The organism is Streptomyces pseudoechinosporeus, from assembly GCF_054783935.1.
Genome location: NZ_BAAGPS010000079.1, coordinates 1 through 11,909, shown reverse-complemented (window position 1 = coordinate 11,909; position 11,909 = coordinate 1). Strand labels below are relative to the sequence as shown.

Here is an 11,909-nt window from a genome sequence, read left to right as displayed (position 1 = left end):
CAGATGATCTCGGTCCGGGGCATGTGAAGCAGATCTGCTGCTCGGGGGACCGTCTCATTCGGCAAGGTGTCACGCTCGCAGAGCGTGAGCGTGACACTGCCTGTCACGCTCCCCTGGAAAAGTGTCACGCCGCCTTGAATATGTGCCCTTATGTCCGCTTCTTGGATCCCGTGAGCCTCTCCGGGGCGGGATTCGAGGGCGGAACGTGACGCTTGTGATCATGCATCGCGCGCACTCATGAGCAGCACAGAACGTAACTGCCGATTGTTCTACTTCTCCAGAACAACGCGGTTCCCCTGGTGATACCGACCCCTTCGTGCAGCGCCCCCGCGACCTGCGGTTTCCCCTGGACGGGAACGATGTATCGCGGTGGCGGCACGGTTGGCAGCTGTTCCAGGTCACTGCGCCGGGGGCGAACCATCCGGGTTCGACTGGTTGTTGCGTAACGAGCCTGCCAGGGACCGCGGCCGCGGGTAGCGTGCCGATCTCGGACGGGTGCGCGAGAGAGGGAGAGCCCATGCGGTTACCGGAGTTCACGGCGCTGGCACCACTGACCACAGTGGAGATGGGGGCCATCCGGTCCCTGCACCACGCGTGCAACCTCCTCAGGGCCGAATGGCAGACGGCTGGCACTCTCGTGGACCGGCTCACCGCCCTGCAGGACACGGTGGAGCAGTACGACCAGGGCGCGCCGTCCTTCCAGCATCATCACGAAGCTGTCGACGTCGCCCGCCACGGCGCCTACATGTACGAGCGCGAGCTGGGCTTGAGCGCCTGGCGTTACGCGAGCGCTCACGCTGTCCTCGGCATCACGGTCTTGGACCGTCTCGTGGCCGGCCGCCCCGCGCTGACCGCCGCCGCCGTCGATGAACTGTGCCAAGAGCCCACCCTCGGCCAGCTGCGCGAGGCGCTGTCGATTCCAGCCGGGCACCTCCTGGTCGCCCGGCCGGAAGAATCCCGGCAGCGGGCCGACGAGGACCGGCAACAGCTTCTCCGGGCGCTGAACAGCATCAGCGTGTCAATCAGGGCGCTGAAGGAGAACAAGCCGATGTCCGAACAGGAAGCCGCGGCCTGCCTCTTGAGCGAGAACAGTCCCCTGGGCATGGATCCGATGTACGACGGCGTCCTGGACCCCTTGTTCGACCTCGCCGAACAGACTCCGTTCGAGATCAGCTGGTTCCTCAAGCACGACGTGGCTCTTCGCTGACAGCACGACCGGCAGCGCCGCTCCCTGAGAGGACGCGGCGGGGCTCATCTCACCAGTCCGGGTTTGAGGGCTCGGGAGGGTCCCACTCGCACAGGGTGCACCAGTCCCTCAGGGCGGGTTCGCTGCGGAAACACACCGTCGGCTCTCCGCACCTCGGGCATGGCGCGCCCTGCACCAGGTCGTCGGCGTACGCGTCGAGAATCGCGGCCTGGTGCCGTAGGCGCAGTTCGTCCTCTCTGGGGCCCATGGTCGGTTGTTCGTGGCCGTCCGGGGCGTCGGCGCTCCCTGCGCCGGCGACAAGCCCGGGCCTCACTCCACAGGATCCTGCGCCTCAAAGTCAGCGGCAACCGCTGGCCACAGCTGCGCAGGCGCCCGTGGCGTTCACTCCGGTGGCACCTGATCCGGCACCGGGCTGGACGCCACGACCGCGTCCAGGACCCGGTCCCGCAGCTGACCCGCGAGCCGGTTGGCCCCGTTGACCAAGGCCGTCACAACCTCGTCTGGCTCACCCGAGTCGATAGCGTCCTCGGCATCCGCCAGAAGCTGGAGAGCATCACCGGCGAGTTCCTTGCGGACAGCGGCCTCCTGCGTACTGAGACCGTGCAGCTCTTCAAGGGCGAGAGCTGCGGCGAGCCCCTCCAACTGGCTCTGGCAGGAAGCCGTTTGCTGGATCGCAGCATCCAGAGGTTCGTACGACACACCCCCGCAACGACGCACCGCGCTCGAAGTCACCCCAACTCTGCGCATCATGATCAAGGGCTCGAAGACCAGCCGACCTGTGTCATCGTCGGCCATCGGCCCCGTACGCCGTGCCGGACCTGGGTCCCTGGGGCCGCCCGGGCCCTCCAGGACAAGCCCGTTTGGGGCCGATTCCGCTGAATCCGCACCCGTGCTGTACGCCCTGCTGTACGGTCGGGGCATGTCGAAGTCAGTGACGATCCGGGTCCCGGAAGAGCTCCACGCCCAGCTGCAGGAGCGTGCCGAGACCGAGGGCACCACGGTGACCGCGCTCATCACCGAGGCCGCGCGCAACGCGGTCCGCGACCCCCGCCTCGAGGACGCTGCGGAGGTCTTCCGGCAGTTCGTCAACGACAACATGGACGCGTTCGACGCGGCCTTCCCCGACGACGCCCCCGCCCGCCTGGACGCTGCCGAGGTTCCGGGGCGGGCGGCCTGACGTGGAGCTCCACATCGACATCCGCTGGCTCCTGGAGCGCCAGGCGGAGGTGCTGCCCAAGCACCCCGAGGTCCACGACTTCTCCAACCTCGTGGCTGCCATCGCCCGTCACCGCGTCACCACCCCACAGGTCGGCGCCACCGTGGACAACGCCTGGCGCGCGGCCGCGCTCATGCACGCCGTCATCCGGCTGCGCCCGCTCCCGGCCCGCAACGCCCTGTACGGCGCCGCGGTCGTCGTCGCCTACATGGACGCCGCGGGCGAGGCCATCGACCCGCCCTACGGCGCGCTGATCGACCTCGCCCGCGACGTCGACACCGGCCGCGCCGACGGATACGACGCAGCCGACCGCATTCGCTCCTGGCGGATCTGACCACCGGACCGGCGCCGAAAAAGGGCGCAAGACCGCCTGCTGAGGGAGCTGGCCGCGCCCTTCCCGATGAAGCCCGTCGGCGTTGCACCGACGTCGGCCGCTGGGACTGGGGCGGCGACAGTCCCTGAGACCCAGGCCTCCAGCACAAGTCCGCATCTCGTGACGGTCTTCGGGGGAGTGGCGAAGCGACCACCTCAACGGACCCTGAAAAGTTATAGGTATACCGCGCGGCGACAGTCCTCCAGACTGACATGAGCAGCATGAGAGTCAGGGAATGACCAGGCAAAACGGGACTGCGTGATCGATCGGCATAACGTCAGATATCCGCTCGGAGACTGCCCGGGGTGCAACCGCAGCGGGCTGGTCCGGCGGCTGTGCCGTCCAACTGGAGAAACAGGGATTCTTATGAGGGTCGGGAAGACTGCTGCGGCTGTTTCGGCTGCCGTGGCCACTGCTGCGGTGCTGATACTGCCCGCGTCGCCCGCACAGGCGGCCTCGTATCCGGTGTGCAACGAAGTGACGATCCTCAAGGAGGGCGGGTACCGCACCGCTCAGCCAGTTCACAAGGCGACGGGCTCGCGGAACTGCGAACTGTACAAGGGAACGTCGGGGGAGGCCGTAGAGCGGCTCCAGCTCGCCCTCGTCGAGTGTTACGGCTACAACACCGGCGGCGTGGACGGCATCTTCGGCGACCTCACGCACGGGGCCGTGTGGAAGATGCAGGACTACGAGAACATCGGTGTCGACGGCCGGTACGGCCCCCAGACCCGCAAGGCCATGAAGTGGCCGACCTGGAACTATGGGGGAATACCCGAGGGCTGCCGGGAGTGGGGAGTCTGACGGCTAGCTGGGCAGGCCTACGCTCCGGATAGCTTGCCCAGTCGCCGAAAGCTTGCCCAGCAGGGGAGTTCAGCGACAGCCAGCCGGCCCGTACGCTGCCGACATGACCCTCACCGGTCCGGTGCCACCACCACGTCACCTCCAAAGATGCCGCCCTCTGTACCGCGTCAGCGATCCTCCCGCTGGTGTGGGCAGACGATGAGCGGGCGCAGCTTCCCGCGGGCTGGACCTATCGGGAGCTCCCACCGGTTGCGGACTTCGGCGCCGCGAGCTTCCCGCGCACAGCGCGCCCGTTGCGGCATGAGGTACATCGAGGCCCCGGCCCTGATCGTGATCCACCGTTTCTGGCGCGAGCTCGATCCCGCCGACGCCCTGGCCGCCTGCGATGCGCTCAAGCACCATCGCGAGCAGAAGCCGGCCGACGCCGCGAGCAGGCCGACCGTGTGCCGACGGTAGGTGTCGATTGCGATCCGTACCGCCTGCGCGCCATCCCACTCAACCTCGCCGTGGTGGGTGCCGGTGGGGGTACGCCACAACTGCACCAGGCTGTCGGCCGCTTCGGCGACCGCCTCCGGCGTCGCGTACACCCGGCAGTCGGCGGCGGAAGAGGGCCGCGCGGGGTCGTGTCGCGCGGGCCGATGAGGGCGTGCGTCCAGCCCGTCTCTTCCTCCCACACCAGGCGGATACCTCCGGGTCCGGCGCAGCGGCTGACGTCCCACTTGAGCATCAAGTACATCTGCTCGCCGACCTCGCGGCCGGTGCAGTCGGCGCGGACGACGCCGGGCGGGATCCCGCGGTCGGCGAGGGCCTGGTCGACGGCGACGACGTAGGGCCAGTGCGGCAGCATGCGGGGCCACAGGCCTGGCGGTTGGAGCAGTATGGGCCTCGCCTCCACGGCGATCGACAGTCAGGAGGCGCTACGGGCTGCGGCGGCCGGGCCGATCGCGCCGGGCCCGAATTTCCTGCGGCAGGTCGCGCTGGGCCTCGCGCTCGGGGTGTTCTTCGGCGCGATGCAGGTGTCCGTCGCCGCGTACGCCGTCGGACGCGGCACGCCGGATGCGGCTGCGCTGCTCTATTTCGCCTCCAACTGCACCAATCTGGTGGGTGGTTGGGTCTACGGAGCATGGCGCTACGGCGGCTCACCCCGGCGCCGCCAGGCCGCGGCCGCCGCCTGCCTCACCCTCGCGGGCCTCCCGCTGACCTTCCTCGACGTGCCCCTCGCGGTCGGCGCCATCCTCGCCCTGACCGGGCTCGCCGTGCCTGATTGTGTCGGTGGGAAGCGGCAACGCGTGATGGTGAGTTCCGGGAACGCTTGAAGGAGCTCGGGCGCAGAAGTGTCGATGAGTTTCAGCAACACGGCATCGCCAAGCGGCCGTTGGGTCGGACCGTGTGGTGGTTTTCGCTCGCGGATCCTGGGAGGTCTGGCCGAGGGCGTTCTCGAACCGGGCGCCGGAGCGGAGAGCTCAGGAGGACCGCGCCTTGAAAATACGATTGCTGGCCACCCAGGCACGCTGGCACGATTGCGGGCGTGATCACTGCTGAGACGCCGGACTGCCTGATCGTGACGGGGATGCCCGGGGCCGGGAAGTCGACGGTGACCAGGCTCGTCGCCGAGCGCCTGCCACGCTCCGCCCGGCTCGACGGCGACTTCATCAACAGGCTGATCGTCAGCGGTCGCGTCTGGGCCCTTGGTGAACCTGCCGACGAGGCAGCGCGGCAGGTGGAGCTGTGCAACCGCAATCTGTGCATGCTGGCGAACAACTTCTCCGACGCCGGCTTCACGCCCGTGATCGACTGGGTGATCCCCGACCGCGAGCAGTTGGACTTCTTCGTCTCTCTCCTTCCGTCTAGGCAAGTCCTGTTCGTCGTCCTCGCACCGGGTATCGAGGCGTGCCAGTACCGCAACACCCTCCGTGATCCACGAGAGCGGTTCGACTTCGACGGCTATGAAAATCTCGATGCCGGCATGAAGCGCGAGCTCGGCGACGTCGGCTGGTGGTTCGACACCGCAGCCCTCACTCCGGAGGAGACCGCCGATGGCATCATCCGGGAAGCTCGGCATCGCGCTCTGGTGAACTGACTGCAAAGACCCCGACCGGTTCAGGTCACGGCGGCCTGTTCGGCCTTGGCCCGGGTGTAGGCGAGGCGGTAGGAGTCGGTGCCGGTCTCGATGATCGTGCCGTTGAAGGTCAGCCGGTCGACGATGGCCGTGCAGAGCCGGGGATCCGTGAACGTCTTGGTCCATCCGCCGAAGGCTTCGTTGGAGGCGATGGCGACACTGTTCTTCTCCTCCCGCTCGGTCAGAACCTGGAACAGAAGTTCGGCGCCGTGCTTGTCGAGCTCCATGTAGCCGAGTTCGTCGATGCACAAAAGATCGACACGGCCATAGCGGGCGATCGTCTTGGTCAGCTGCTTCTCGTCCACGGCTTCGACGAGTTCGTTGACGAGCTTCGTTGCCAGGGTGTATTTCACGCGGAAGCCTGCCATCGCGGCCTCGGTGCCCAGCGCGATCAGCAGATGAGACTTGCCAGTGCCGGAGTCGCCGATCAGGCAGAGCGGCTGCCCCTTCTTCACCCACTCGCAGGTGGCAAGGGTGTGCACGACGGCGGCATCGATGTTGGCGTTGGCGTCGAAGTCGAACTCCCGCAGCGACTTCTGCCTGGGGAAGGCAGCTGCCTTGATCCTTCGCTCTGATCGGCGCCGTGCCCGGTCGTCGCACTCGGCCAGCAGCAGCTCGGCGAGGAAGGCGAGGTAGGACATCTGCTCGCGGGCGGCCTGCTCGGCCAGGTCCGGGAACTTCCCGCGGATGGTGGGCAACCGGAGCATCCGGCAGGCACCGACCACGGCGGTCTCGGCCGCCTGTTCGCTCATCCGGCGGCGGCTGGTGGCGTTCATGGCATCTGCTCTCCCTTGCTGGCAGCGGTCGTGCCGCGGGTGCGGCGGCCAAGGAGCTGGTCGTAGGGGGCCGGTGAGGGCAACGGCCGGGTGTCGGGCGGCAGATGGGCCAGCCGCCGCGCGGTCAGGTAGGTGACTGTCGGCTCCCGCCTGGGCGGCTTCGGCTCGGGCAGGGCCGTGTCGGCGTCGTCGGCTTCCTGGGCCTTGCGGGCCTCCAGGGCGACGGCGTCCGCGGTCAGCGCACCCACCCGCAGGGTGGATGCGAGCCCGGCCACCAGATGCTCATGCGGGATGCGCCGGCCCAGCAGCAGGGCGTCGATCAGGGCCCGAGTGCCGTCGCGGTCGCCCCGGGCCTTGCAGGCCGCGGCCCACCAGCCATCGTGGACCGGGGTGAACTTCCCGGCAGCTTTGGCCTGTTCGAGTGCGGTCGCCCCGGGCAGGGCGCCGGGCTTGCGCACCAGGGCTTCCAGGTAGTGGTCGAGGACCAGCCGTTCCCCGCCTTTGGCGATCAGCCGTTCGTGCCGGGCGATCTCCGTGGCTCCGTCGTAGACGACCAGCTCGTTGGCGTGCAGCACGGCCCGCACCCGGCGGCCGATGTAGCGGACCGGCACCGAGTAGCAGTTGGTGCGGACCGAGATCCGGCTGTGCCGGTCCACCCGCAGGGCGAAGGTGCGGCTGGTGTCGAACGGTTCCTCCGGCAGCGGCTTCAGGAGCGGCTGCTCGACGGCGAAGTACTCGCCGATGGTGCGGGGCCGCATCCGGATGCGGCGGGCATCGTCTTGTTCGTCCCACTGCTCGACGAGCAGGTTCAGCTCGGCTAAGGAATCCACTTCGGGGACCCGGACCAGGTGATTGCGACGAAAGTAGCCGACATCCCCTTCCACTCCGCCCTTCTCATGGGCGCCGGCCAGGCCAGGTCGGCAGTAGAAACTGTCGAGGCCGTAGTGCTCGCGGAAGATGATCCACCGCTCGTTCTCCCGTCTTTCCCGGGCGAACCCGATCACCTTGGCGACCGCGGCCTTCAAGTTGTCGTAGCGGACCTTGCCGGTCGGCGCCCCGCCCAGCACGCTGAGAGCGTGCACGTGGCCCTCGAAGAACGCCTCCTGTCCGCCGGACGCGAAGATCCGGTGCACGGCCTTGCCCGAATACGACAGCCGGAAGCTGAACAGGTAGCAGGTCACCGTCTGCCCGGCCAGACGCACCGTCACATCCCCGAAGTCGGCCTCCGCTTCGACGCCGGGGCGGTGCGACTGCGGCACGAACGCCTCAACGGGACCACGACCGGCCATCGCGCGGATCTCCCCACGGCGCACCGCGACGTAATCGCGGACCATGCCGTAGGAGATGCCATGGGCCTGATGCTCCTCAAGCAGCCGGTCCAATACACGCTTCGCGGTATGCCGCTGCTTGCGGGGGGCGTCCAGATCGGCCCGCAGCATCTGGTCGATCACCGCTTTGTACGGGTCCAGGCGCGTCGGCCGCGGCGGCAGCTTCTTACGCGGCCGGGGCCAAGCCGACTCCAAAGCGTTCTGCACCGTCGGGTGGCCGACGCCGTACTTGCGCATCACGGCCCGCTTCGAGAGCCCGGCACGGCAGTCCCTGCGGATCGCCGCGTACAACTCGACCTTGGACCTCGGTGCCATCGACGCCCCCTCGCAGCACGGAGCATGCCCATGCTCCCACCACAAGCCCTCTGGTGTTGCCGAAACTCACCGACACTCGTACACCGCGACCCGAGGCGTTCTCGGCGCTGACCGACACGCGGTCTCGAAACTCACCGACACACCCCCTTCCGTAGGCGAAACAGCGCCCCTTCATGCCCCAGCCACGTCCCCGAGTCACTCCTGGACGCCTTCAGCGCGCTGTTCCAACCGTCCGCGCCGGTGATCCACCTGTTCTCACGACGCACTTCACCGTGATTCAGGCCAGCAGCAGAGGGCTGTCCGTAGCGCCCTTGTGCTGCCGGTCGTGCGAATGCTGCACCGCAGTCCGGATCCCCGAGCCTCAGCCGTCCCTGCACCCTTCACCACTAGGAGCAGCAGCCGGTACAGCAACAGCCGCTGCACGACGCAGGCCGGGGAGGGGTGCAAGGCGCTGCACGTGCAGCACGGTGCAACGCCGACGGGCTTCACCGGGAAGGGCGCGGTCGGCTCCCTCGGCGGCTAGCTGTGGTGTCTCAGGACGTTGGTTCCACGAAGTTATCGAACGGCTTCGGACGCAGGTGGTCGGACAGCACTTAGGCGGAGGCGGAGGCCACGAAAAACGGAATGGCGATGAGGAAGCGGCCGGCCTCGGCGCGTCGGCGCTGTTCGGCGAGCCACTCGTCCGCCTGGTCACGGCCGACGGCGCCGCTGGCGCAGGCCGGCTCGGCGAGCCTCGCGAGCAGCGACAGCATCGCAGGGTCGGTGAACACGCTGGTGTGCACCTCGACCGTGACATCGTCGAAGCCGCCGACCAGGAGCAGGCTGCGGTACTGGCGGCCGGCGCGGGGCGTGCCCAGGAGGTCGGCGCGGGCGTGCACGATCGTGCGGGTGAGCGCCGCATCATCCGAGTCGATCATGATGGCGTCCCAGTCCTGACCGACCAGGACGATCCTGCCGCCCGGGCAGAGGACCCGTCGTGCCTCCGCCACCGCGCGCCCTGGCTCCTGAAGTACGTGGAAGACCTTGTCGGCACGGTAGCCGCGCACGCTTCCGTCGGCGAACGGCAGATCCTCCGCCCCCGCCTCCCGGAACTCGGCCTCCGACCACCGCTCCCGGGCCGCGGCCAGCATCCACGGGCTGGGGTCCACGCCCACCGCGTGGACGCCACGTTCGGCCAGCTCGGCGACGGCTCGTCCGGCGCCGCAGCCGACGTCCACGACGGTCGAGCCCGGGACGAGAGACAGCAGTTCGTAGGAGCGGGCCCGCAGCCGAGTGGCGCTCGGCATCTGGTCCGCAGCGTCGAGGACGGCCAGCAGGGCTTCGGTGTCGCGGTGCTCTTCCACCGCTTCCTGATTCTTGGACATGGACGTCATGCTGCGACTTAATGTCGGCATGAAGTCAAGCGAAGACGGCGGCGCCGGCACGTTGAGCATCGGTGCCCTCGCGGCACGGTTCGGCCTGGCCACGCACGTGCTGCGACATTGGGAGGCGATGGGCCTGCTGCACCCCGAACGGGACGCCAGCGGGCGCCGCCGCTACGGTGCGGACGACCTCACCCGCGTGGCGACGATCCTCATCTTGAAGGAGGCCGGCCTTGGCCTGAACACCATCAGGAGCCTGTCCGCAACCGTCGACCGCGCCACCCGGCACGAGATCCTGCGTCCCGCGGCCGAAGAGCTCCGGTCGAGAATCGCGGCAGCCCAGGCCTCATTGGAGCTCATCGAGGGCGGCCTGAACTGCGAGTACGAGGACGTCACCCAGTGCCCGAACTACCGGCGGCTCATCTCCGAGCGGGTCGGCCCCCGAAGTCCGGCCGGAGAGCCAGTGATCGAGGCCGTGGCACCAACCTCATGAGACGGCACACCTAGACCTCGATGTACGCGACGACCACGACGGTGCGAAGCGCGGTGATCCAGTACACGAGCCGTACGCGCTCAACTTCGTCGGAGTACTGGCGTAGCTGAGGGCCGGCGGTGTCTCCGGGGATCGGCTCGCCGACGTCCGGGTCGACGGAGATGACGACCAGGGCGCGGTCCAGGGCGTGGAGCTCTGCCTCGCTGGTGATGGACTCCAGCTGCTTGGCGGCGGAGTCGGAGAAGGCGATGCGGGCGCGGCGCGGGCCGGTCTGCGGGGGCATCAGGCGACGGCCGGGCGCTGTGCGGCGAGCCGGGCGAGGTGGGCCTCGCGCAGCTCCTCCCACGGCGTGCAGTCCTCCACCGAGGGCAGCCCGTTCTCCGCGATGTCCTCCAGGACGGCGGCGAACTGGTCGGCGTTCTCGCGGGTCCTGGCCGCGTACGAGCGCAACCCGTCGGCGACCGCGGGCTCCAGCTGCTGCCGGGCGTGGTCGGCGGGTGCCGGCTGTTCGCTCATCGAGGGCTCCAGAGGGCAGAACTGGCGTCTCCCTCAACGGTATCGGCCGCCCCGGCCCGTGGGGACCACTCCGGACGAACCCGGCCGTACGAGGGTGCGGGACCCAGGGGCCCAGGTGGACCCAGCAGCCGTTGCGGATCGTGTCCACCAGCGAGAACACCGGTCTGAGGACCCAGGGACCCGGGTTCCGGGGCGTTGCCGGGTCCACCTGGGTCCGCACGCGCGATGACACAGATCAGCTGAACAGTGACACAGATGAGTGTGCCCACCTGGGGAAACGGTGGGTTGATGACACAGATGACACAGGCCAGCTCCACTGTTCAGGCCGGGCGCGGGCCACGACCTGGCCGTCGGCGGCCTGGAGGCGGGCGGTCTTCGTGTGGCCGTCGCACGCCATCTACCGGCCGTCGCCGTCGTTACGGTCTGTGCTGCTCACGAGTGCGCGCGATGCATGATCACAAGCGTCACGCCCCGCCTCGAATCCCGCCCCGGAGAAGCTCACGGGATCCAAGAAGCGAACATAAGGGAACATATTCATGGCGGCGTGACACTTTTCCAGGGGAGCGTGACAGGCAGTGTCACGCTCACGCTCTGTGAGCGTGACACCTTGCCGAATGTCCTCCGACACTGAACCTGGACCGTTTGCCATCGAAGTTGGACCGGCCCTCAGCTTGAGTTGAGGCCAGGGACTGGCGCGGTGGCCGGATGTTCCGTTTCCAGTCCCCGACCCTGCTCAGCAAGTCGAGTGGAACAGGCCGCCGACCGGCTCGCTCTCGGTTGCCAGCCGGTTGTACAGGTCGACGGCGCCCCTCGTCTCCTCGATGTGCACGGTGACGCTCGCTTCCTGGAGCAGCCGCAAGGTCTCCGGCATCGTCTTCAGCCGCCGTTCCATGCCCTGGCTGAGGACGACGGCCGTGCATCCACGATCGAGGAGTTCTCGTACGTCCGCGGGCTGGATCCCCGGATCGTGCCGGGTGCCGTACTCGTTCCAGTCCCAGGGGTGCCCTCCCCCGGGATACAGCACGAAATCCTTGTCGGCCGCGAGCCCTTCGACCTCTATCCGCCCCCATGAGACGTGTGTGATCAGTGGCGATCGATCCATCAGGCACCTCCCGTCGTCGGGCGTACGTTAACGGTTTGTCGGCCGCCGATAGGCCCGGAAGTGTGGTTCTGCGTCCAGCGTGTTGCCCAGCCGGTACCTGGGGGCCAGCAGGGCGTTCTTCGGGATTCGGAGGGCTTTGCCGCCCGGGAGGCGGTAAACCCGCCACGGCGAGGCTGAAACTCAAGCTGAGGGCCGGTCCAACTTCGATGGCAAACGGTCCAGGTTCAGTGTCGGAGGACACCGAATGAGACGGTCCCCCGAGCAGCAGATCTGCTTCACATGCCCCGGACCGAGATCATCTG

General features: G+C 68.3%; 16 protein-coding genes. 8 read left to right on the top strand and 8 right to left on the bottom strand.

Features of this window, described 5'->3' with window-relative positions:
- Positions 1-517 precede the first annotated feature (517 nt).
- On the top strand, positions 518-1,207 hold the full coding sequence (locus ACYVO6_RS43685) for a hypothetical protein (protein WP_461071558.1): 690 nt from the start codon (positions 518-520) through the stop codon (positions 1,205-1,207).
- A 49-nt stretch (positions 1,208-1,256) separates the two neighbouring features.
- Here ACYVO6_RS43685 and ACYVO6_RS43680 read toward each other — a convergent pair whose 3' ends face one another.
- Positions 1,257-1,454, bottom strand: a complete 198-nt coding sequence (locus ACYVO6_RS43680) for a hypothetical protein (protein ID WP_461071556.1) — start codon at positions 1,452-1,454, stop codon at positions 1,257-1,259.
- A gap of 134 nt (positions 1,455-1,588) precedes the next feature.
- Positions 1,589-2,002: a hypothetical protein gene (locus ACYVO6_RS43675; protein WP_461071554.1), complete on the bottom strand. Its 414-nt coding sequence runs from the start codon at positions 2,000-2,002 to the stop codon at positions 1,589-1,591.
- Between the two features lie 124 nt (positions 2,003-2,126).
- On the opposite strand from ACYVO6_RS43675, the gene ACYVO6_RS43670 reads away from it, so the two are divergent.
- From ACYVO6_RS43670 to ACYVO6_RS43645, 6 genes are all read left to right on the top strand, one after another.
- Complete coding sequence (locus tag ACYVO6_RS43670; protein WP_461071552.1) at positions 2,127-2,384, top strand: YlcI/YnfO family protein; 258 nt, start codon at positions 2,127-2,129, stop codon at positions 2,382-2,384.
- 1 nt (position 2,385) lies between these two features.
- On the top strand, positions 2,386-2,757 hold the full coding sequence (locus ACYVO6_RS43665; protein ID WP_461071550.1) for a toxin Doc: 372 nt from the start codon (positions 2,386-2,388) through the stop codon (positions 2,755-2,757).
- 459 nt (positions 2,758-3,216) lie between these two features.
- Positions 3,217-3,597 carry a peptidoglycan-binding domain-containing protein gene (locus ACYVO6_RS43660; RefSeq protein WP_461071548.1) on the top strand — a complete coding sequence of 127 codons (381 nt, stop codon included), beginning with the start codon at positions 3,217-3,219 and terminating at the stop codon, positions 3,595-3,597.
- A gap of 300 nt (positions 3,598-3,897) precedes the next feature.
- Positions 3,898-4,053 carry a hypothetical protein gene (locus tag ACYVO6_RS43655; protein ID WP_461071546.1) on the top strand — a complete coding sequence of 52 codons (156 nt, stop codon included), beginning with the start codon at positions 3,898-3,900 and terminating at the stop codon, positions 4,051-4,053.
- Between the two features lie 422 nt (positions 4,054-4,475).
- A complete protein-coding gene (locus ACYVO6_RS43650) occupies positions 4,476-4,913 on the top strand; it encodes a hypothetical protein (RefSeq protein WP_461071544.1) in 438 nt (145 codons plus the stop codon).
- 212 nt (positions 4,914-5,125) lie between these two features.
- Entirely contained in the window at positions 5,126-5,677 is a 552-nt protein-coding gene (locus ACYVO6_RS43645) for an AAA family ATPase (RefSeq protein WP_461071542.1), read from the top strand.
- 20 nt (positions 5,678-5,697) lie between these two features.
- Here the strand turns inward: ACYVO6_RS43645 and istB are convergent, their stop codons facing one another.
- The 3 genes from istB to ACYVO6_RS43630 all read right to left on the bottom strand — a co-directional run bounded on the left by istB (position 5,698) and on the right by ACYVO6_RS43630 (position 9,499).
- Entirely contained in the window at positions 5,698-6,492 is a 795-nt protein-coding gene (istB, locus tag ACYVO6_RS43640; RefSeq protein WP_461071540.1) for an IS21-like element helper ATPase IstB, read from the bottom strand.
- The gene (gene istA / locus ACYVO6_RS43635; RefSeq protein ID WP_461071538.1) at positions 6,489-8,135 is read right to left on the bottom strand and encodes an IS21 family transposase; all 1,647 of its coding nucleotides are present in this window, start codon (positions 8,133-8,135) and stop codon (positions 6,489-6,491) included. The genes istB and istA overlap by 4 nt, the downstream gene beginning before the upstream one ends.
- 593 nt (positions 8,136-8,728) lie before the next feature.
- Positions 8,729-9,499, bottom strand: a complete 771-nt coding sequence (locus tag ACYVO6_RS43630) for a methyltransferase domain-containing protein (protein ID WP_461071536.1) — start codon at positions 9,497-9,499, stop codon at positions 8,729-8,731.
- Positions 9,500-9,506: 7 nt separating this feature from the next.
- On the opposite strand from ACYVO6_RS43630, the gene ACYVO6_RS43625 reads away from it, so the two are divergent.
- Entirely contained in the window at positions 9,507-9,989 is a 483-nt protein-coding gene (locus ACYVO6_RS43625) for a MerR family transcriptional regulator (protein WP_461071560.1), read from the top strand.
- Positions 9,990-9,999: 10 nt separating this feature from the next.
- Here the strand turns inward: ACYVO6_RS43625 and ACYVO6_RS43620 are convergent, their stop codons facing one another.
- From ACYVO6_RS43620 to ACYVO6_RS43610, 3 genes are all read right to left on the bottom strand, one after another.
- Positions 10,000-10,272 (bottom strand): hypothetical protein, encoded by a 273-nt coding sequence (locus tag ACYVO6_RS43620; protein WP_461071534.1) that lies wholly within the window; start codon positions 10,270-10,272, stop codon positions 10,000-10,002.
- Positions 10,272-10,505: a hypothetical protein gene (locus tag ACYVO6_RS43615; RefSeq protein ID WP_461071532.1), complete on the bottom strand. Its 234-nt coding sequence runs from the start codon at positions 10,503-10,505 to the stop codon at positions 10,272-10,274. Before ACYVO6_RS43615 ends, ACYVO6_RS43620 begins: the two co-directional genes overlap by 1 nt.
- Before the next feature lie 733 nt (positions 10,506-11,238).
- Positions 11,239-11,607: an Mth938-like domain-containing protein gene (locus ACYVO6_RS43610; protein ID WP_461071530.1), complete on the bottom strand. Its 369-nt coding sequence runs from the start codon at positions 11,605-11,607 to the stop codon at positions 11,239-11,241.
- Between the last annotated feature and the right edge of the window lie 302 nt (positions 11,608-11,909).